This window comes from Allobosea sp. 10L417 (genome assembly GCF_056395485.1).
This window is the reverse complement of sequence record NZ_JBFTJP010000002.1, coordinates 382,672-401,601: the sequence shown is the minus strand read 5'-3', so window position 1 is coordinate 401,601 and position 18,930 is coordinate 382,672. Positions and strand designations below refer to the sequence as shown.

General features: G+C 66.1%; 18 protein-coding genes, 1 tRNA gene and 2 riboswitches. Of the genes, 5 read left to right on the top strand and 14 right to left on the bottom strand.

Annotated elements, in window-relative coordinates:
- Positions 1 to 248: 248 nt before the first annotated feature.
- From AC1DE3_RS08115 to AC1DE3_RS08085, 7 genes are read right to left on the bottom strand one after another with little or no spacing between them, the layout of a single operon-like run.
- Positions 249 to 1,301 (bottom strand): ABC transporter substrate-binding protein, encoded by a 1,053-nt coding sequence (locus AC1DE3_RS08115; RefSeq protein WP_441512443.1) that lies wholly within the window; start codon positions 1,299 to 1,301, stop codon positions 249 to 251.
- Positions 1,298 to 2,500, bottom strand: coding sequence for an NAD(P)/FAD-dependent oxidoreductase (locus AC1DE3_RS08110; protein WP_441512442.1), 1,203 nt, complete (start codon positions 2,498 to 2,500; stop codon positions 1,298 to 1,300). The genes AC1DE3_RS08115 and AC1DE3_RS08110 overlap by 4 nt, the downstream gene beginning before the upstream one ends.
- Positions 2,497 to 3,885: an FAD/NAD(P)-dependent oxidoreductase gene (locus AC1DE3_RS08105; RefSeq protein ID WP_441512441.1), complete on the bottom strand. Its 1,389-nt coding sequence runs from the start codon at positions 3,883 to 3,885 to the stop codon at positions 2,497 to 2,499. Before AC1DE3_RS08105 ends, AC1DE3_RS08110 begins: the two co-directional genes overlap by 4 nt.
- Positions 3,882 to 4,190: a (2Fe-2S)-binding protein gene (locus AC1DE3_RS08100; RefSeq protein WP_441512440.1), complete on the bottom strand. Its 309-nt coding sequence runs from the start codon at positions 4,188 to 4,190 to the stop codon at positions 3,882 to 3,884. The genes AC1DE3_RS08105 and AC1DE3_RS08100 overlap by 4 nt, the downstream gene beginning before the upstream one ends.
- Before the next feature lie 5 nt (positions 4,191 to 4,195).
- On the bottom strand, positions 4,196 to 4,990 hold the full coding sequence (locus AC1DE3_RS08095) for an ABC transporter permease (RefSeq protein WP_441512439.1): 795 nt from the start codon (positions 4,988 to 4,990) through the stop codon (positions 4,196 to 4,198).
- An 11-nt stretch (positions 4,991 to 5,001) separates the two neighbouring features.
- Complete coding sequence (locus tag AC1DE3_RS08090) at positions 5,002 to 5,856, bottom strand: ABC transporter permease (protein WP_441512438.1); 855 nt, start codon at positions 5,854 to 5,856, stop codon at positions 5,002 to 5,004.
- A complete protein-coding gene (locus AC1DE3_RS08085) occupies positions 5,853 to 6,902 on the bottom strand; it encodes an ABC transporter ATP-binding protein (RefSeq protein ID WP_441512437.1) in 1,050 nt (349 codons plus the stop codon). Before AC1DE3_RS08085 ends, AC1DE3_RS08090 begins: the two co-directional genes overlap by 4 nt.
- Positions 6,903 to 7,076: 174 nt before the next feature.
- On the opposite strand from AC1DE3_RS08085, the gene AC1DE3_RS08080 reads away from it, so the two are divergent.
- Positions 7,077 to 7,895: an IclR family transcriptional regulator gene (locus AC1DE3_RS08080; RefSeq protein WP_441512436.1), complete on the top strand. Its 819-nt coding sequence runs from the start codon at positions 7,077 to 7,079 to the stop codon at positions 7,893 to 7,895.
- 90 nt (positions 7,896 to 7,985) lie between these two features.
- Positions 7,986 to 8,300 (top strand): Rdx family protein, encoded by a 315-nt coding sequence (locus AC1DE3_RS08075; RefSeq protein WP_047580587.1) that lies wholly within the window; start codon positions 7,986 to 7,988, stop codon positions 8,298 to 8,300.
- Between the two features lie 111 nt (positions 8,301 to 8,411).
- Here AC1DE3_RS08075 and AC1DE3_RS08070 read toward each other — a convergent pair whose 3' ends face one another.
- The 4 genes from AC1DE3_RS08070 to thiO are packed head-to-tail and all read right to left on the bottom strand — an operon-like array spanning position 8,412 to position 10,983.
- Positions 8,412 to 9,020: a thiamine phosphate synthase gene (locus tag AC1DE3_RS08070; protein ID WP_441512435.1), complete on the bottom strand. Its 609-nt coding sequence runs from the start codon at positions 9,018 to 9,020 to the stop codon at positions 8,412 to 8,414.
- A gap of 14 nt (positions 9,021 to 9,034) precedes the next feature.
- A complete protein-coding gene (locus tag AC1DE3_RS08065; protein ID WP_476780603.1) occupies positions 9,035 to 9,805 on the bottom strand; it encodes a thiazole synthase in 771 nt (256 codons plus the stop codon).
- 1 nt (position 9,806) lies between these two features.
- Positions 9,807 to 10,004 (bottom strand): sulfur carrier protein ThiS, encoded by a 198-nt coding sequence (gene thiS / locus AC1DE3_RS08060; protein ID WP_441512433.1) that lies wholly within the window; start codon positions 10,002 to 10,004, stop codon positions 9,807 to 9,809.
- Positions 9,988 to 10,983 carry a glycine oxidase ThiO gene (gene thiO, locus AC1DE3_RS08055; protein WP_441512563.1) on the bottom strand — a complete coding sequence of 332 codons (996 nt, stop codon included), beginning with the start codon at positions 10,981 to 10,983 and terminating at the stop codon, positions 9,988 to 9,990. Before thiO ends, thiS begins: the two co-directional genes overlap by 17 nt.
- Positions 10,984 to 11,060: 77 nt before the next feature.
- Positions 11,061 to 11,162, bottom strand: a riboswitch (TPP riboswitch).
- Between the two features lie 197 nt (positions 11,163 to 11,359).
- Between thiO and AC1DE3_RS08050 the strand changes: the two genes are divergently transcribed.
- Positions 11,360 to 11,450: transfer RNA gene (locus AC1DE3_RS08050), tRNA-Ser, on the top strand.
- Positions 11,451 to 11,555: 105 nt separating this feature from the next.
- Positions 11,556 to 12,659 (top strand): DUF6538 domain-containing protein, encoded by a 1,104-nt coding sequence (locus tag AC1DE3_RS08045; RefSeq protein ID WP_441512432.1) that lies wholly within the window; start codon positions 11,556 to 11,558, stop codon positions 12,657 to 12,659.
- Positions 12,660 to 12,799: 140 nt separating this feature from the next.
- Here AC1DE3_RS08045 and AC1DE3_RS08040 read toward each other — a convergent pair whose 3' ends face one another.
- The 3 genes from AC1DE3_RS08040 to AC1DE3_RS08030 all read right to left on the bottom strand — a co-directional run bounded on the left by AC1DE3_RS08040 (position 12,800) and on the right by AC1DE3_RS08030 (position 16,371).
- Positions 12,800 to 13,132, bottom strand: coding sequence for a hypothetical protein (locus tag AC1DE3_RS08040; RefSeq protein WP_441512431.1), 333 nt, complete (start codon positions 13,130 to 13,132; stop codon positions 12,800 to 12,802).
- Between the two features lie 309 nt (positions 13,133 to 13,441).
- The gene (locus AC1DE3_RS08035) at positions 13,442 to 13,987 is read right to left on the bottom strand and encodes a GNAT family N-acetyltransferase (protein WP_441512430.1); all 546 of its coding nucleotides are present in this window, start codon (positions 13,985 to 13,987) and stop codon (positions 13,442 to 13,444) included.
- A 14-nt stretch (positions 13,988 to 14,001) separates the two neighbouring features.
- Positions 14,002 to 16,371: an Orn/Lys/Arg family decarboxylase gene (locus tag AC1DE3_RS08030; protein WP_441512429.1), complete on the bottom strand. Its 2,370-nt coding sequence runs from the start codon at positions 16,369 to 16,371 to the stop codon at positions 14,002 to 14,004.
- A gap of 238 nt (positions 16,372 to 16,609) precedes the next feature.
- A riboswitch (cobalamin riboswitch) is annotated at positions 16,610 to 16,809 on the top strand.
- A gap of 123 nt (positions 16,810 to 16,932) precedes the next feature.
- On the opposite strand from AC1DE3_RS08030, the gene AC1DE3_RS08025 reads away from it, so the two are divergent.
- Positions 16,933 to 18,873, top strand: a complete 1,941-nt coding sequence (locus AC1DE3_RS08025; RefSeq protein WP_476852307.1) for a TonB-dependent receptor plug domain-containing protein — start codon at positions 16,933 to 16,935, stop codon at positions 18,871 to 18,873.
- Positions 18,874 to 18,930 lie beyond the last annotated feature (57 nt).

Genomic DNA, 18,930 nt, shown 5'->3' with positions numbered 1-18,930 from the left:
CGACGTTTCCCGTCATGCTCGGGCTTGCCCCGAGCATCTCGTGATATGCGGGGTCCCTGGCCTCCTCCGGCAAGAGATCCCCGGGTCTGCGCTTCGCTCCGCCCGAGAATGACGCCCGTTGAAAGGATGGCCGTTTCTCGATTCTCCTCAGCGGTTTGAGCAAGTCGGCTGCGACGAAACGCGAATCCCTTAAACCAGAACGGCCGGTCCTTACGGACCGGCCGATGCTTTATCGGAAGAGTGTCGGCTCAGCGCTCGATCATCTTGTTCCAGCGGCTGTTCCACTCCGGGCGCTTGGCGTTGATCGCGTCCCAATCCAGCACCACGGCAGTCTTCATGTTGGTGTGGAAGGCCTCGAGCTTCTTCTCGGCGTCCGCCGTTTCGGCCTTGGCCTGCGGGTTCGAGGGCACGACATTGCCGGCCGCCAGCGCCTTCGACTGCGCCTCGGGCGAGAGCAGGTAGGCGGCGAGCTTCTGCGCCAGCTCCTGCTCCGAATTGTTCGCGATGACGCACTGCGCGACCATCAGCACGACCGAGCCTTCTTTCGGCTGGGCGTATTCGACCGGGATGCCCTTTTCCTTGAGGGTGGCGACGGCGGTCGGCGTCAGCGGGAAGATCGCGGCCTCGCCAGTCTGGACCATCTCGGAGATCTTGGCCGAGTTGGGGATGAACTCGAGCACGTTCTTGCCGATGGTGTCGCGGAATTTGCCGAAGCCCGGCTCGACATTGGCCTCGGTGCCGCCCTGGATGCGGTTGAACATCAGGAAGGCGTGCAGGCCGAAGGACGAGGCCGAGGCCGACTGGAAGACGACCTTGTCCTTGAACTTGGGATCGGCGAGGTCCATCCAGGAGGTCGGCGCCGCCCAGCCCTTCTCGTCGAACATCTTCTTGTTATAGGCGAGGCCGGTCATGCCCATGTCGATGCCAACCGCCATGTCGTCCTTCATGCGGGCGCCCTTGTCGAGCTGAGCCAGCCCGGGGCTGTCCTTCATCTTCTCGCAGAGGCCGGCGCCGATGGCGCGGACCATGACACCGTCATCGAGGAACATGATGTGCATCTGCGGCTTGTCCTTGGCCGCGGTCGCCTTGGCGAGGATGTCCGAGGAGGTGCCGGGCACCACCACGATCTTGACGTTGTTGGCCTTCTCGAAATCCGGGAAGACGGCCTGGGTGAAGGTTCGCTCGAAATTGCCGCCGTTCATGCCGACATAGAGCGTCTTGGTCTGGGCGAAGGCGCTGCCGGCAGCGGTCAGCGCGAGCGCGGCGACGGTACCGGCCAAGGCGGTGCGACGAGTGATCATGAGTGGGCTCCCCTGCTTTGCGGCTCTGATTGCGAACGCGCATCCGAGCCGTGGCTGATGCGGTCCTGACCCGCCGGCCCGGAAGGCCGGCTGAAACGGGCGATGGAAAAGGCTTCGATCGGCGTGGAGGTGCGGCCATCGCGGACAAGCTCGGCCAGCACCTCGCCGACGCCGGGCGCGATCTGGAATCCAGCGCCGGTGAAGCCGAAGGCGTGGATCAGGCCGGGCGTGGTGCCGCTGAAGCCGATCACGGGATTCCGGTCCGGCATCGACGCCTCGGTCCCCGACCAGAAGCGGATCGCCTGGGCATGGCGCAGCACCGGGAAGATCTCGGCCGTGCGGTTCATGATCGCCAGCGCCCCAGCGCCGCGCGGACGCGAGAAATCGGCATCGTCGAGCGGCAGGGCGCGTTCGCCGCCGACGACGCAATTGCCGCGCTCGACCTGCCGGGCATAGATGCCGCCGCCCTCCATGCCGATATTGACAGTCATCACCGGCGCCAGCGGCTCGGTGACGATCATCGAAGGGTAGATGCGCGAGAGCGGCACCGGCTCGCCGAAATCGGCAGCGAAGCGATCGGCCCAGGCACCAGCGCTATTGATGACGATGCTGGCCGTCAGGCTGACGCCCTCGCCGGCCTCCAGCGCGAAGCCCTCGCCGTTGCGCGCGATGCCGGTGACCGGCGTGTTCTCCAGCACATGCGCACCGGCACGCCGGGCGGCGCTGGCGAAGGCCGCCGAGACGAGACGCGGATTGGCATGGCCGTCGCCGGCACAGAGCGAGGCACCGAGGATGCTGCCGTCGATCCAGGGGAAGCGCTCGCGCAGGCCGTTATGGCCGATGAGTTCGAGGCCGAGGCCCTGATCGGCAACCTCGGCCGCATAGGCTTCAAGGGACGCCATGTCGCCCTCGCTGCATGCGAGCTTGAGATGGCCGGAACGCAGGAACTCGCCGTCGATGCCGATCAGTTCCTTGAGGCGTGGCCAGACGGCATGGGCACGTTGCGACAGCGGCAGCTGCTCGCGCGGGCGGCCCTGCCGGCGAACGCCGCCATAATTCACGCCGCTGGCCTGCGCGCCGCAGAAGCCCTTGTCGAGCAGGGCGACGCTGAAGCCCATATTGCGCAGGGCCAGCGCCGCCGAAGAGCCGACCAGACCGCCGCCGACAATGGCGACGTCGATGTCGAGATGCCGGTTCATTCTGCCGCCTCCGGCAGCTCGGCCGCCAACTGCAGGGCGAGCGGGATCGGCTTTACCGGAGCCTGCGCCCTCAGCCTGCCGATGGCAGCGATGGGCTTGCCCGTCGCGGCGGCCAGCACCTCGGCGGAAGCCGCAGCGCACATCCGCCCCTGGCAACGGCCCATGCCGACACGGCTCACCGCCTTCAGCCGATTGATCTCGCTGATGTCCAGTCGGCTCGCGGCCTCTCGCACCGTCCCGGCGGTGATCTCCTCGCAGCGGCAGAGCGTGGTGGCGTCGTCGATCGCCCCCGCCCAATGGGCCGGGAAGGGAAAGGCAGCTTCGAGCACGTCGCGCAGCCGGCCGATGCGGGCAAGCTCGGCTTCGAGCGCAGAAGCACGCGTCTTATCGAACGCCAGGCCGCTGTCTTCCAGCAGTGCCAGCGCAGCACGCTCGCCGGCCCGTTCCGCCGCATCGGCTCCGGCGATGCCGGCGCCATCACCCGCGAGATAGACGCCCGGGACCGAGGCGCGGCCGGCGGCATCCCGTGTCGGCAGCCAGGCACGATCGCGCTCATTGAAGCGGAAGGCGCAACCAGCGAGATCGGCGAGTTGCGCCTCGGAACGGAGCGCAAGGCCGTAGCCGACGCCGTCGCAAGCAAGGCGCCGCTCGCGGCCGCCTTCGCGCCAGGCGACACCGGAGACCCTGCCCTCGCCCTCGATGCGCAAGCCCTCGATGCCGGTGCGGATGGCGACGCCCCGCAGACGCAGCTCAGCGACGAAGCGCATTCCACGCAGCACGATACCGGGATCGAGCGGCAGGGCCTTGAGCAGGTTGAGCTTGGCAGAGCTGGGGGCGGCGTCGAGCACCGCCGCGACCTCCACACCGGCCTTCATATACTGCCAGGCGACGAGGTAGAGCAGCGGGCCGGAGCCGGCGAAGACGATGCGGCTGCCAATCGCGCAACCCTGCGCCTTGAGTGCGACCTGCGAGCCGCCGAGTGTGAAGACGCCGGGCAGCGTCCAGCCGGGGATCGGGAGGACACGGTCGGTGGCGCCGGTCGCGAGGACCAGTCCGTCATAGGTGGCCCGGCGGGTCACGCCGGCAACTGCGATGTCGGCGGTGCCGTCGCGCAGGTTCCAGAGCAGTGCCTGCGGCCAGTAGTCGATTTTGCCGTCGAGCGCGGCGAAGGCGGCGTGAAGCCGCCCGGCCTTGCCTGCCTCGGAGCCGTAAAGGTCCTTGGTCGAGCGGCCATCCTGCACAAGGCGCTGCCGATAGATCTGGCCGCCGCAGGCAGGCGCCTCGTCCACCACCAGCGGGCGCAGGCCGGCGGCGACCAGCGCCTCGGCGGCCCGAATGCCGGCTGGCCCAGCGCCGATGATCAGGGGTTGCGGACGCGTGCTCATGCCGCCCTCCCGACGCCGGTCACGATCCGCATTCCCGGCTGCAACGGCGTCGTGCAGGCGCGCAGGCGCTCGCCCGTCTCGGTGGTGACCCAGCAATCCTGGCAGGCGCCCATCTGACAGAAGCCGGCGCGCGGCTCACCGCTGAACTCGGTGCGGCGCAGGCTGTCGACGCGGTTCAGGATCGCACTCAGCAGGGTGTCGCCGGCCCGGCCCTCGCAGGGCTCGCCATCAAGGGTGAAGGCGATGGCTGCATGATCCTTGCGGGTGATGCGATGGAGCAGCGGCTGCTTCTGGTTCGAAGACATGGCGATCACTTCTGACCGACGAGGATCTTGTCGAGCCCGAAGGCGCGGTCGAGGATCAACATGGCGCCAGCCGTCAGCGCGATCATCAGGGCCGAAACCGCCGCCATCATCGGGTCGATCGACTCCGTCGCGTACATGTACATCCGCACCGGCAGCGTTACCGTCTGCGGCGAGGTGACGAAGATCGACATGGTCAGTTCGTCGAAGCTGTTGATGAAGGCGAGCAGCCAGCCACCGGTGATGCCGGGCAGGATCATCGGCGCGGTGATGCGCCGGAACACCGTCCAATGCGAGGCGCCAAGCGTCATCGCCGCCTGCTCGGCGCTGCGGTCCATGCCCGACAGCCCCGCCATGACCAGGCGCATCACATAGGGCGTGACCACGATGACATGGGTGACGACTAGCCAGGCGAAGGAGCCAGTCGCGCCGATCAGGGCGAAGAGACGCAGGAAGGCGACGCCCAACACCAGATGCGGAATGATCAGCGGCGAGAGGAAGAGCCCGTTCAACGCATCGCGGCCGGGGAAATGGTAGCGGTCGATGGCGAGCGCGGCGGGCACCGCGAGCGCGACGGAGAGCGTCGCGGCCAGCGTCGCCAGCCACAAGCTGTTGTGGAAGGACGGCACGAAATCGGGGTGTTTGAAGATCGCCTCGAACCAGCGCAGCGAGAAGCTCGTGGTCGGGATCGAGAGCGTGTTCTCCGGTGTGAAGGCGACGAGGCAGACGACGACGAGCGGCGCCAGCACGAAGGAGACGACGAGGCCGTGGAAGAGAAGCGCGACGGGACCGTTGCGATGCATGGCGCGTCCCCTCAGCCCAGAGCCCGGCGGGCGCGCGTCTCGACGAGACGGTTGTAGCCCAGCATGATGACGAGGTTGGCGGCGAGCACGATGATCGCGATCGCGGCGCCCAGCGGCCAGTTCAGCTCGGACATGTATTCGTCATAGACCAGCGTCGCCGCCATCTTGAGGCGCCGGCCGCCGAGCAGGCCGGGAATGGCGAAGGCGCTGGCCGAGAGACCAAAAACGATCAGGCTGCCGGAGAGCATGCCGAGCGAGACCTGCGGCAGCACGATCCGGCGCAGCGCCGTGAAGCGCGAGGCGCCGAGGCTCCAGGCCGCGGCCTCGACCATCGGGTCGAGCTTCTGCAGAGACGTCCAGACCGGGATGACCATGAACGGCAGCATGACGTGGACGAGCGCGATCACGATCGCGGTCTCGGTGTAGAGCAGCCGGACGGGATTCAGGCCCAGCGACTGTAGCGCCTGGTTCAGCAGGCCGGCGGAACCGAGCAGCATGCTCCAGCCGAAGGCGCGGACCACCACCGAGACGAGCAGTGGGCCGATGATGACGAGCAGGAAGATCGAGCGCCAGGGATCGCCCATGCGCGCCAACACATAGGCCTCGGGTGCGCCGATCACGGCGCAGATCAGCGTCGTCAGCGCAGCCAGGCGAAGCGTGCGCCAGAAGATCGTGAGGTAATAATCGTCGGATGCGACGGTCAGGTAATGCTTGAGGGTGAAGCTGTCCTGGATGCCCGTGGTGTGATCATAGGCATGGAAGGACAGGATCACAGTCAGGATGAGCGGCAGGACCACCAATCCGAGGAACAGCAGCGTCGCCGGCGAGACGAGCAGCCATGGTGCCAGACCGCGCTGCCCGGTCATGCCGCCGCTCCCGCAGTCGCGACGACGGCACTGTCCGGCTGCCAGTGGAGCGCAACGCTTTCGCCTTCGCCAGCCGGCTCGCCACCCTGGTTCGGCGCCGAGACCAGGATCGGCCCGACCGGCGTCTCGACATTGAGGAGCCAATAGCTGCCGAGGAAGAAGCGGCTGGTGACCCTCCCGTCCAATAAACCCTGGCCGGCCGGCTTGAGCAGGATCTTCTCGGGCCGCAGCGTCAGGATAGCCGCAGAACCATCGGGCAGGCTCGCCGCCTCGCTGGGCAGCGCGACGCCGCCGGCCTCGGCCCTGCCCGCGCGCCAGACCGCATCGATGCGGTTCATCTTGCCGACGAAGGAGGAGATGAAGGCCGTCGCCGGGCGCTCGTAGAGGCGATAGGGCGCGTCGATCTGCGTCATGCGCCCCTGCTCCATCACCACGACGCGGTCGCTGATCGAGAGCGCCTCGGCCTGGTCGTGCGTGACCATGATCGTGGTCGTGCCGACGCTGCGCTGGATGCGGCGCAATTCGAACTGCATCTCCTCGCGCAACTTGGCATCGAGATTGGAGAGCGGCTCGTCGAGCAGCAGCACCGGCGGCTCGATGACGAGCGCGCGGGCGATGGCGACGCGCTGGCGCTGGCCGCCCGAGAGCTGACGCGGATAGCGCTCGGCAAAAGGCGCGAGATGGACGAGGCCGAGGATCTCCTTGACGCGCCGGTCGCGCTCGGCCTTGGCGACCTTGCGCATCTCCAAGCCGAAGGCGACGTTCTCAGCCACCGTCATATGCGGAAAGAGCGCATAGCTCTGGAAGACGATTCCGAGACCGCGGCGGCTCGGCTTCTCGCGGGTGATGTCGCGTCCGTCGAGGGTGATCGCGCCCTTGGTCGGCTCGACCAGCCCCGCGATCATCTGCAGCGTCGTCGTCTTGCCACAGCCGGAAGGGCCAAGCAGCGAGACGAACTCGCCCTTGGCGACGCTGAGATCGACATCCCTGACGGCGGTGAAGTCGCCGAAGACCTTGCTCAGCGATTGCAGCGTCAGGAAGCCCATGAACACCTCGATCGGCAGGCTTTCCGTTCGCCGGAAAAGCCGGACTGCGATGGCTCCAAGCAAAGGGAGACGACACAAATTCGTCAATCTTCAATTCCGCATTAGAGAATTTATGTTGACAAAATTTCTCTATGTAGAATTTTTATTGCTCCATGTCTCATCTGATTTTCTCAAATGCAAGCTGTCGACGAACCCGTTTCCTCGCTTCGCCGCGCGCTGGGGCTGTTGCGCATCCTGTCGAAGGGCGCTGGCGACGGCATGCGGCTGAAGGACATCGCGGAGGCTGCCGGCTGCGGCCAGCCGACGGCGCATCGCGCGCTGCGCGACCTGATGGCGGAGGGCTTCGTCGAACAGGCGGCGGGCGGCAAGCGCTACCGGCTCGCGCTCGATTTCTTCGTGATCGCCGCCCGCGCCGGACAGGCCGGTGGCCTGCGCGAGCTCGCCCGGCCCGCGCTGCTGCGGCTCTCGGCGACGCTGAGCGACACGATCTTCCTGCTCGTCCGCAACGGCTATGACGCGGTTTGCCTCGACCGGATCGAGGGCCCCTTCCCGATCCGCTCCTTCACCGGGGACATCGGAGGCAAGGTGCCGCTCGGCATCGGCCAGGGCAGCCTCGCCATGCTGGCCCATCTGCCGGAGGACGAGCGCGAGGCAGTGATCCGCTTCAACATGCCCCGCCTGCTCGATCGCGGCTTCTTCGATGAGGCCGCGTTGCGGAACGCCATCGCGACGGCCCGTGCGCAAGGCTCGGTCAATCTCAACACCGGCCTCATCCCTGGCATGGCCGGCGTTGCCGTGCCGGTCTTCGATGCGCGGGGGCGCGTCGTCGCGGCGCTCAGCGTCGGCACCCTCGCCGAGCGGCTGCGCGAGGACCGGCTGCCGAACGTCATCGCCATGCTACGCAGCGAGGCGGAGGCGCTGGGCGCCAAGCTCAATCCCTTCGACGTCGCACTGCGCTATCCCTCACGCAGCCTGAGCACGCTGGCGGGCTGACGGCGCCGGGCCGCCATGCGGCTTTCAGGCTTGCATCGCGGCGATGGAAGCGGGATGTCGGGGCGAACTCCTCTCGGATGGTAGCCTGTCATGACCCAGACCAAGCCCGCCCCCCGCATCGCCATCACCTATTGTTCGATGTGCAACTGGATGCTGCGCTCGGCCTGGCTCGGCCAGGAGCTGCTCTCGACCTTCGGGCAGGACCTCGGCGAGGTTGCGTTGATCCCGCGCACCGGCGGGATCTTCCAGATTCATTACGACGGCGAATTGATCTGGGACCGCAAGGCCGATGGCGGCTTCCCGGATTCCAAGGTGCTGAAGCAGCGCGTGCGCGACCGGCTCGACCCCGAGCGCAGCCTCGGCCATGTCGACGGCCACACGATGTCGGCGGAGGCGGAGAGCTGAAGCGCTGCCTCGCCGTCATGGTCGGGCCTGACCCAACCATCTCGGACACCAGCGCCTTCTTGTCATGCGATTCTCGGGTCTGCGGTTCGCTCCGCCCGAGAATGACGCCTGTCAGGCGAGGCGCCCGCGCGTCGCCGCGACCCAGGCCTTCAGGCGCCCCTCGGGATCGGCATTCAGCGTGATGTCGGTCACAGCTGCGACGATGTCGGCGCCGGCCTCGAAGACCCCAGGCGCGCGCTCCAGCGAGATGCCGCCGATGCCGACCAGCGGCAGATCGCCGATACGGCGCTTCCATTCGCCCAGCCGCTCCAGCCCCTGCGGGCCGAAGCGCATCTGCTTCAGAATCGTCGGATAAACCGGACCGAGCGCGACATAATCGGGCTTTGCCGCCAGCGCGCGTTCCAGCTCGGGCTCGTCATGGCTGCTGATGCCGAGCCTGAGCCCCGCCTTACGGATCGCATCGAGATCGGCCTCGTCGAGATCCTCCTGGCCGAGATGGATGAAGTCGCAGCCCTCGGCGATGGCGAGCTTCCAGTAATCGTTGACGACAAGCACGCAGCCGGCCGCGGCGCAGAGCGTCTTCGCCCGCGCGATCTCGCGTGCGACTTCGATCTCGGAACGATCCTTGACGCGCAGTTGCACCAGCTTGACGCCGAGCGGCAGCATCCGCTCCAGCCAGTCGGCGCTTTCGAAGATGGGGTAGAACGGATCGAGCTTCATGCGAGAGCAGACTTTCAGGCCAGGAAGGCTTTGCCCATGACGGGGGTGGAAGGAGCGGCCATGTCGCGCGCTTCGATCGGCTGCGCGGCGAAGGACTGGCGGCCGGCACGGATGGCAAGCGCGAAAGCCTCTGCCATCGCGGCCGGATCGCCCGCCTTCGCGACGGCGGTGTTGAGCAGGATGCCGTCATAGCCCATCTCCATCGCCTGCGCGGCGTGGGAGGGCAGGCCGATGCCGGCATCGACGACGAGCGGAATGTCGGGGAAGTGCTGGCGCATGCTGCGCAGGCCGTAGGGGTTGTTGAGTCCCCTGCCCGATCCGATCGGCGCGCCCCAGGGCATCAGCACCTCGCAGCCGGCATCGAGGAGGCGCCCGCCGACGACGAGGTCCTCCGTGGTGTAGGGAAAGACCTTGAAACCGTCATCGGCAAGGATGCGGGCCGCCTGGACCAGCGCGATCACGTCCGGCTGCAGCGTGTCGTCCTCGCCGATCACCTCGAGCTTGATCCAGTCGGTCCCGAAGACCTCGCGCGCCATCTGCGCGGTGGTGACGGCTTCCTTGACGGTGTGGCAGCCCGCCGTATTCGGCAGCACCCTGACGCCGAGCTCGCGGATCAGCGCCCAGAAGGCCTGACCGGCACCGCCGGCCGATTCCCGGCGCAGCGAGACGGTGACGACCTCGGCGCCCGAGCGCTTCACCGCCTCGGCCAGGATGGCGGGCGACGGATATTGCGCCGTGCCGAGGAAAAGCGGGTTCTGCGGCGCGAAGCCATAGAAGGATGCCATCTCAGCCTCCCTGCATCGGTGCGACGATCTCGATGCGGTCGCCCTCGCTCAAGGCGACGTCAGCCCGCTTGCGCGCCGCCACGAAGTCTCCATTCACCGCCGTCGCAACGATGCGGTCGGCAAAGCCGAGCTCGGCCAGCGCCTCGGCCAGCGTCTTCGCCGCGATCTCCTGCGGCGCGCCGTTAAGCAGCAAGGTCATGCAGCATCTCCGGTGTTGCTTGCGGGTTCAGCACGGCCTCCGCCGCCATCCGCGCCATGGCGGGGCTGAGCAGGAAACCGTGGCGATAGAGCCCGTTGACATGGATCACGCGGCCGCGGCGCGTCAGCCGCGGCAGGTTGTCGGGAAAGGCCGGGCGGGCATCGGTGCCGATCTCGACGACCTCCGCTTCGCCGAAGGCGGGATGCAGCGCATAGGCCGCGCCGAGCAGCTCCAGCATGGCGCGGGCGGAGATGCGGCTGCGCTCGCTGCTCTCGATCATCGTCGCGCCAACCATGAAGAGGCCGTCTGCGCGGGGCACGATATAGAGCGGGATGCGCGGATGCAGCAGCCGGACGGGCCGCGACAGCTGGATCTCGTCGCTCCGGAGGAGCAGCATCTCGCCCTTGACTCCGCGCAAATCGGGCAGGACATCGCGCGCCGCCAGCCCGCGGCAGTCGAGGACGATATCGGCATCGAGATCGGCCGGCTCGACCGTACTGCCGAAATGAAGGGCGGCCCCATTTGCGACGAGGCGTTCGGCCAGGGCTGCTATGGCTTGGCGCGGATCGAGATGCGCCTCGGCGGAGAAGAACAGGCCGCGCGAGAAGCGGCCGGCGAGATCGGGCTCCAGCCCGGCGATGGCCTCGCTGTCGATCTCCTCGAAATGGTCGGTGCGCTGACCGAAGCGGCGCAGCTCCGAACGGTCCCGGCTCGGCGCAACCACGAGCGTGCCGTTGCGAGCGACGCCGCCGGCATGGCGCTCCCACCAATCGGCCGCCTGCTGCCCGAGCCGAATCACCGGTTCTTCGGCGCTCTCGCCCTCGCACCAGGGCGCGAGCATGCCGCCGGCATACCAGGAACAGGCTTCGGCGCCGATACGCGGGCCGCGTTCATGCAGGACGACCTGCACACCCCGCGCCAGCAACTCGGTGGCACAGGCCAGACCGACGACGCCAGCGCCGACCACAGCGGCTGTCAGGACTGAGTGAGGACGTTCTGGCGTCATGCTTTCCCTGCTTCCGGGAAGGCAGCGGCCTGAGGCGCGAGCGAGGTGTCTGCGAGCCGAAGACCGTTCCCTTCGCCGGCATTACCCGGATCAGGTGCGATGGGTTGGCGCGAGCCACGCCTCTCAGCCTTTCGGCACCCCAACGGACAGCGTCAATTTAATGGCAGCGCCGCCGGGGAGCAAGCGGAGCCGGCGCAAGGCTCCGTTGCGGCGGCCTCGCACCTCCCGACCACGCCCTTCGCACGGGAGTGATCGGGAGGTGCGCCCGCGCGAATACACAGGTCGCGCGAAGGAAGTTGTCGGCGAGACTTGTCAAAGGCCTCTGCAATCGGGCATAGAGCCTCTCGCCGGAGACGTGGCCGAGAGGCTGAAGGCACTCGTTTGCTAAATGAGCATACCCCACAAGGGTATCGAGGGTTCGAATCCCTCCGTCTCCGCCATTTCCCCTAAGCCCTTGAGTGTCCTGAAAAAGCGTTGTTCCCCAACGGCTTTTCACATACCTCTGCTACAAATCTTGCTACAAAATCGCTCTGGCAGAGGGCACGATGGCCGGCAAAATCAGGAACCTGCTCCCCCGGAATGGCCGATACTATGCTCGGCTAACGGTGCCCGCTCCGCTTCGCCCGATCGTAGGTAAGCGGGAACTGACTGAGCCCTTGGGGGCCGACCGCACCGTCGCGATTCGCCTGCTCTCTTCTGCGATCCATCGCATGCAGATGGAACTTGATCAGGCCCGCGACCGCGTGACAGCCCTCAACCCTGCCGCACCGTCCCGCCGCCGCCCCATGAGCGTTCGGCAGATGGCCCTCGCCCACTATGGCCGGGAGCTTGAACAGGACGATGCGGCCCGGAGCCTGCCGACCGGCTATGATCCGGCACACGCGGCGATGTTCCGCCCGACCTACTTTTACGCGCTTAAGAGGGCGGCGAGCGGTGGCGCTGAAGATGACGAGCTTGCCGCCCTAATCCAATGGGCCGTTGACGAGTTCGCGAATGATGGCAGCCCCGTTCCGGTCAAGGGCACCGAGGAATGGCGAACGCTCGCGCGGATGCTCGCCGGCGTGAAAGCCGAGACGATCGAAAACCAGAACCGGCGCGACCGTGGCGAGCCGGATGGTCCTGCCAAGCATCCAATGCTGATCCCGGCGACGGAACTCCCCTCGACTGTCGCCGAGGCGAAGCCGGCCTATCGGATCACCCGGCAGGACGTGCTGGCCTACAAGAACGCCCTGCTCGAAACCTCTGCGAACTATACGAAGCGCTTCCCCGACAAGACGCTCCCCGAAGCGATCCGGTCGAACAAGGCTCGCAAGGAGCCCTTCCCGACGCTCAACGCCACAACCATCAATGACAAGTGGCTATCCCGGCTCAGCGCCATGCTGACGTGGTGCGTCAACAACAGCGTCATTCCCGACACCCCCGCGAAGGGCGTCCGCGTCGATCAGAGCAATCGCGATCCTGACGAGGACCGCGACTATTTTCGCGAAGCCGACCTCCAGAAGATACTCGCCGCGCCCCTGTTCGATCCGTCGCCGAAGCTAACTGAAAAGCGTTGGGCGATGCTCATCGCGCTCTATAGCGGCATGCGCACATCGGAAAATTATATAGGATATTATACCTATTATAGGCTTTCGATCTTGATGAACTGACATTCATGTGTCAGAATCTTCGCCGTTGAGTTGGTGAAGGTCGAGTTGTGTTCCGCGAGTTAGTCGGCAGCGTAAAGAAGTCGCTTCGTTTCGGATTTGAGAGGAAGTCGATTCCCCTTTCTGATCCCGTCGTGGCTGAGCTATTCGGCGCGCTGCCGACTGCTTCTGGTGTTTCGGTTACTGCGCATACCGCCCTCAAGGTTCCCGCAGTTCTTCAGGCCGTGCGCCTGATTGCCGAAACTGTCGGCTCGCTTCCTTGCAAGCTCTATCGAGACGCTAACGGCAGCAAGGAGGCTGCAAAGGATCACACCGGCAACCGCCTCGCGCACAACCGCGTCAATGGCGTTGCGGATCACGTAGACGATGCCGCTCACCACGCGCCGGTCATCCACCCGTGGCACGCCATGCGAGAGCGGAAAATACGCCTCCATCTGCGCCATCTGACGCTCGCACAGCAGAAAAAAATCATCCATCACAGCATCCTCCCGGACACCGTGAATCACAGATCGATCCAAATTGGCAGGTCCTGAGCCTAGATTGCCCGGTTCTCCGCCAGATCATCGGAGTCTGCGATCAGGCGATCTGGCGATTCAGCGTACCGTCTTCTTGTCCCGATTTTCCCGGGAACCGCAATCCGCGTCTGCGACGCACGGCGCTGCGGCGGTGCACATTTGACCTGTCTCATATGGATGCTCCGGAAAATCGCTCGAGGCGGACGCTCCGTACCGGCTGCCAGGTCTCGATGATGCGCCTTCGGTCCTGCGCGGTGTCGAGCGGCAGGCTCAACCCGGCGGGATAGGCTGCGTAGCGCCCGCACCGAGCGACCTTTGAACCATGACGCTGTCGGACCATTTGCCATAGCGATAGGCGACCGCCGGCAGCAGGCCGACGCGGGCGAAGCCGAAGCGCTCGTGCAGCGTCAACGACGCCGTGTTCTCGGCGTCGATATAGCCGATCATCTGGCGGAACCCGGCGGCGGCGCAGGCGTCGATAAGGGCCTGCATCAGCAGCCGCCCGACGCCGCGGCCGAGATGTTCGTGATGGACGTAGATCGAATGCTTCACCGTGAAGCGGTAGGCCGGGCGTTTGCGAAACAGCACGACATAGGCATAGCCGACGACGTCGCCGCCCCGCGTCGCCACCAGATGCGGCAGCCGGCGGTTGCGCAGGTTCTTGCGCCGGTCGCGCAGATCGTCGGGCTCCGGCGTGCCGGTATCCTCGACGCCGGCCTCGATGCCGCGGCGGATATGCCGGCGATAGATCGCCAGCATCGGCTCGACATCGGTATCGCGCGACGGGCGGATGAGGATGGGGAGGTCGCTCTCCATGGTTTGTCGCGACCTCAGCCCTGGGCCTGCTCGCTGACGACATAGGTGTGGAGGCGCACCTGGCCGGCGGCATCGACCTCGCGATAGATGCCCTGAATCTCGACATCGAAGCCGGGAAAGGCGTTGAAGCTCGCCTCGAACATCTTGAGGTAGTCGATCATCGGCTTGGCCCGCGCGCAAAGCCTTTCGCCCGGGACGATGGTGGCGATGCCCGGCGGATAGACGACGAAAGGCGTCACCGCGATGCGGTTTTCGATGGCCCCGATCGGCAGGTAGTCGACATCGTTGCGCACAAGGCAGCGCGCCGCGTCATGCGGCGACATCGCCATCTCCGGCAGATGCTCGGGCGAGAACTGCCGGTTCTGCAGCCCGCTGACGTCATGGTCGCGGAAGAAGCGGTGCATCTCGCCGCAGAGATCGCGCAGCCGCACGCCGGCATAGCGGCCCGGCCGGCGGCGGGAGAACTCGGGGATGGCCTCCTCGAGCAGCGCGTTGTCGTCATGCAGCTTCTTGAAGGCGACGAGACCGCTGATCAGCGTGCCGGCCTTGCTCGCCTCGACGCCCGGCGTCAGCAGAAAGAGGAGCGAATTCAGGTCGTTCTTCTCGGCGACGATCCGGTTCTCGCGCAGGAACTGCGCGACGACCGGTGCGGGAATGCCGTGCTCGGCATAGGTCCCGCTCTCGCGGTCGAAGCCAGGCGTCAACAGGGTCAGCTTGTTGGGGTCGGTCATGGCGAAGCCCGACTCCATCCGCGTGAAGCCGTGCCAACTCGCATGGGGCGCGAGCTGCCAATAGGCCGGATTGCTTGCGAGCTGGTCGGTCGCGACCATTTCCCAGGCGACATCATGGACGGCGCCCTCGCGCGAGGCGTCGGCGATGCTGACCCGATCCGGCACGAAGGGCTCGAAGAACCAGCGCCGCTCGGGCCTCGTCTCCTTCTCCTCGAATTCGCGCCTGACCGCCCGGATCTTCTTGCGGAGCTCGATGCCGAGCCGGATCGTGTCGTCCCAGAGCACCTCTCCGGAACGGCCCTTCATCATCTGCGCGCCGACGTCGAGCGAGGCGAACAGCGGATAGAACGGCGAGGTCGAGGCATATTGCATGAAGCTCTCGTTGAAGCGCCGGTGCTCGACGCGCCGCTTCTGGCCCCTGATATGCCGATCCTTCATGTGGATCTGGGACGCCTGGCTGAAGCTCGCGAGCTGCTTGTGCGTCGACTGGGTCGCGATGATGCCGGGGGACTCCGGGCCGAGGCCGGAGAGGCCCATGGCGAAGCGGCCCGCATAGAGCGGATGGAACTTCATGAAGCCGGCCCAGGCTTCGTCGAAGAGGATGTAGTCGCAGAGGTGGCCGATCCGGTCGAGGATCATCTGCGCGCTGTGGATCGTGCCGTCATAGGTGCACTGTTCCACCACTGCGACCCGGAACGGGCGCGGCTTCCTCCAGGCGTCCGGGTCCTTGATAAGCGGATTGGTGCGGATGCGCTCGCGCAGCGCCTCCTCGTCGAAGCTCTCCCAGAGCATCGGGCCGATCAGCCCCCAGGCGTTGCGCGCGGTCGGGATATAGACCGGAATGCCCCCGGCGATCAGCAGCGCGCCGTGATGAGCCGCCTTGTGGTTGTTCCGGTCGAACAGCACGAGGTCGCCGTCCGAAACCAGCGCGGCGAGCGCGACCTTGTTGGAGGTCGAGGTGCCGTTCAGGACGAAATAGGTCTTCTCCGCCCCGAAAATTTGCGCCGCTTCCTTCTGCGCCTTCAGGGCCGGCCCCTCATGGGTCAGCAGGTCGCCGAGATCGAGCACGGAATTGTCGAGGTCGTCGCGGAACACAGCCTCGCCGAGATGCTCCATGAAGACGCGTCCGATCGGGCTACGGCTGTAGAAGACGCCGCCATTGTGTCCCGGGCAGGTCCAGAGATGGTTGCCTTCCTCGGCATAATCGACGAGCGCGCCGAAGAACGGCGTCTTCAGCGTCTCGGCATATTGCTTGAGACGGCTGATCAGGCTCTTGGCGATGAAGGGCGGGGTCTCCTCCGAGAGGAAGATATAGCCGTCGATGAAATCGAGCACCTCGACCGGTACGTCCTCGAAGCGCTTGCGGCGGATGAGCAGGATGATCGGAAAATCGAGGCCGCGCCGGCGCATCAGATTGATCAGCGCGGCAGTCTTGCCCTCAAGACCCTTCTTGCCCCAGTCGACCACCATGCAGCCGATGGCGGCATCGGTCTGGACCGCGATCTCGGCATCTTCGAGCTTGCGCGCCTTGACGACCTCGAAGCCCGAGCGCTCGATCTCCTCGATGATTTGGTTGAAGCGGATCCCTTCGAGATCCTCGGCATCGAAATTCGGCGTCGCGAACAGAAAGGTGAAGCGCCTGAAATAATCCATGCCGTCTCCGCTGGCGTGAACTTACGACACTGAGTGAGTCTTGCGACAATCCGGCGACCAACGATGCAACTGCATCAGCGAGGTCCCGGTGCCCCATCTTTCCCCGGAATTCAGGCCAAAGATGCGCAGCCCCGGCCGGAACGTCGGCTGGCCCGATCCCGTCTCGCCGGGGACTGTAGCAGATGGTGGTCTGCTGTCGCTGCAGCGCCAAGCCGGTTTGACGCGGCCGCATTTCCGCCCTAATCGTCGCCGCGACGGTTCCTTCACGGGATCAAAAGGGAACGCGGTGCGGGCGAATTTCTGCCCCATGCCGCGGCTGCCCCCGCAACTGTAAGCGGCGAGCCTTTCGCCAGACGCCACTGGGACCTCGGACCTGGGAAGGCGGCGTGAAGGCACCGACCCGCGAGCCAGGAGACCTGCCGTCAACCGTGGTCACACGCGAACACGTTCGGACGGGGTGCGCCGATCGCTGATTAGACTGTTTGCCGCCTCCCGCGCGGCCGATGGGAGATCGCGTTCGCGGTGACGTGCCACTGACGTCAACCGCCCGAGGTCTCCATCGTGAACGTCTTCTCTCCAGCCGCAGGACGCGGCCGCCTGCTGCTTTCCGCCTCCCTTCTCGCCCTCGCCTGCTCTGCCCCTGCCCTGGCGCAAAGCGACGCCGGCCCGGTCGCGCTCGACGAGATCGTGGTCAGCGCCACGGGGACGCCGACCCCGGCGCGCGAGATCGCGAGCTCCGTCACCGTCATCACTGCGAAGGAGATCGAGCAGCAGCAGCGCCGCACCCTGCCGCAGGCGCTCGCGACGGTGCCCGGCATGAACATCGTGCAGACCGGCGGGCCGGGCGGGCAGACCTCGGTCTTCATGCGCGGCACCAACTCGAACCACGTCAAGGTGCTCATCGACGGAATCGAGGCCAACGACCCCGCGACTCCCAATCGCTCCTTCGATTTCGGCTCGATGCTGACGGACGATATCGAGCGCATCGAGGTGCTGCGCGGCCCGCAGAGCGGCCTCTATGGGGCCAACGCGCTCGGCGGCGTGATCTCGATCACGACGAAGCGCGGCGAGGGTCCACCAAAGGCAACGGCACGCGTCGAGGCCGGCTCTCACGGCACATTCAACCAGTCTGCGGGCTTCAGCGGCGGCGACGACCGCTTCAACTACGCCTTCAACGCCGCCCACTTCCGCTCGGACGCGACCGATGTGACGCCACCGAACCTTGTCCCGCCGGGCCGGCGCATCAACCCCAATGCCTTCGACAATTACAACTATTCAGGCCGCGTCGGCGTTGCGCTCAGCGACACGCTGACACTCAACTGGATCGGCCGCTATCAAGACGGGCAGCTGCGTTTCACCAGCGACACCGGCTTCCCGAGCCGGCCTGCGCCCTATCGCTCGCTGCAGAACTACGCCCAGGCCTTCACCCGCGGCGAGGTCGTCTGGGACCCGTTCGGCGGGCGCTTCGTCAACACCTTCGGCGTCTCCTACACCAACCAGGACCGGGCAACGCGGACGGCGAACGGAACGACCGGCATCCTCGGCCTGCCCAACGAGAATCTGGGCGAGCGCACCAAGCTCGACTGGCGCGGCAATTTCGAGATCGCCAAGGGCCACAACCTGCTCATGGGCCTGCAATACGAGCGCGAGCGCCTGGATACGGGCCTCGTCGCCTCCAACGGCAACAAGGCTGGCTTCCTCGAATATCAGGGCAATATCCAGGACCGCTTCTTTCTGGTGGCCAATATCCGACGCGACGACGACGACAGCTATGGCGGCCACACCACCTACCGCATCGCCCCGGCGCTGATCATCCCCGGCACCGAGACCAAGCTGAAGGCGAGCTACGGCACCGGTTTCAAGGCGCCGACGCTCAACGAGCTCTTCGTCGACTATCGCCCCGGGTTCAATTTCCATGGCAATCCGAACCTGAATCCGGAAGAAAGCCGCGGCTGGGATGCCGGCTTCGAGCAGCCGCTTTTCGACCGGAAGCTGCAGTTCGGTGCGACGTGGTTCCAGAACGACATCGACAACCTGATCGTCACCAACGCCACCTTCGATTCCTATGCGAATGTCGGAAAGGCCAGAACCAAGGGCGTCGAGGCCTTCGCCGCGCTGGAGATTTCGCCGCAATTCCGCATCCGCGCCGACTACACCTTCACCCTCGCCAAGGACGAGATCGCGCGACAGGAGCTGCTGCGCCGGCCGCGACACAAGGCGAGCGCAACCGCGACATGGACGCCGACCGACAAGCTCACGCTCTCGGCGACGCTGCTCTACGTCGGCTCCTGGGTGGACGGCAATCGCGACTTCTCGGTCGCCCGAATGAACGCGAAGGGCGCGACGCTGGTCAATCTCGCGGCCGAATACAAGGCGACCGACAAGGTCACCGTGTTCGGCCGCATCGACAATCTCTTCGATAAGCGCTGGGAGAACCCCGTCGGCTTCCTGTTTCCGGGCCTCGGTGCCTTCGGCGGCATCAAGGTGGCCATCGGCGGCTGAGCGCGCCCCGCGCCCCGCGCGATTTTCGTGGCGTTGCCATGACGGCCTCCGCCGCCA

What these genes read in the sequence shown, in the direction of transcription:
- AC1DE3_RS08040 (WP_441512431.1), bottom strand. Translation starts at nt 13,132, where the DNA reads ATGGATGATTTTTTTCTGCTGTGCGAGCGTCAGATGGCGCAGATGGAG.
- AC1DE3_RS08110 (WP_441512442.1), bottom strand. Translation starts at nt 2,500, where the DNA reads ATGAACCGGCATCTCGACATCGACGTCGCCATTGTCGGCGGCGGTCTG.
- AC1DE3_RS08090 (WP_441512438.1), bottom strand. Translation starts at nt 5,856, where the DNA reads ATGACCGGGCAGCGCGGTCTGGCACCATGGCTGCTCGTCTCGCCGGCG.
- AC1DE3_RS08080 (WP_441512436.1), top strand. Translation starts at nt 7,077, where the DNA reads ATGCAAGCTGTCGACGAACCCGTTTCCTCGCTTCGCCGCGCGCTGGGG.
- AC1DE3_RS08085 (WP_441512437.1), bottom strand. Translation starts at nt 6,902, where the DNA reads ATGGGCTTCCTGACGCTGCAATCGCTGAGCAAGGTCTTCGGCGACTTC.
- AC1DE3_RS08035 (WP_441512430.1), bottom strand. Translation starts at nt 13,987, where the DNA reads ATGGAGAGCGACCTCCCCATCCTCATCCGCCCGTCGCGCGATACCGAT.
- AC1DE3_RS08105 (WP_441512441.1), bottom strand. Translation starts at nt 3,885, where the DNA reads ATGAGCACGCGTCCGCAACCCCTGATCATCGGCGCTGGGCCAGCCGGC.
- AC1DE3_RS08100 (WP_441512440.1), bottom strand. Translation starts at nt 4,190, where the DNA reads ATGTCTTCGAACCAGAAGCAGCCGCTGCTCCATCGCATCACCCGCAAG.
- thiS (WP_441512433.1), bottom strand. Translation starts at nt 10,004, where the DNA reads ATGACCTTGCTGCTTAACGGCGCGCCGCAGGAGATCGCGGCGAAGACG.
- AC1DE3_RS08095 (WP_441512439.1), bottom strand. Translation starts at nt 4,990, where the DNA reads ATGCATCGCAACGGTCCCGTCGCGCTTCTCTTCCACGGCCTCGTCGTC.
- AC1DE3_RS08030 (WP_441512429.1), bottom strand. Translation starts at nt 16,371, where the DNA reads ATGGATTATTTCAGGCGCTTCACCTTTCTGTTCGCGACGCCGAATTTC.
- AC1DE3_RS08065 (WP_476780603.1), bottom strand. Translation starts at nt 9,805, where the DNA reads ATGGCATCCTTCTATGGCTTCGCGCCGCAGAACCCGCTTTTCCTCGGC.
- AC1DE3_RS08075 (WP_047580587.1), top strand. Translation starts at nt 7,986, where the DNA reads ATGACCCAGACCAAGCCCGCCCCCCGCATCGCCATCACCTATTGTTCG.
- AC1DE3_RS08070 (WP_441512435.1), bottom strand. Translation starts at nt 9,020, where the DNA reads ATGAAGCTCGATCCGTTCTACCCCATCTTCGAAAGCGCCGACTGGCTG.
- AC1DE3_RS08045 (WP_441512432.1), top strand. Translation starts at nt 11,556, where the DNA reads ATGGCCGGCAAAATCAGGAACCTGCTCCCCCGGAATGGCCGATACTAT.
- AC1DE3_RS08115 (WP_441512443.1), bottom strand. Translation starts at nt 1,301, where the DNA reads ATGATCACTCGTCGCACCGCCTTGGCCGGTACCGTCGCCGCGCTCGCG.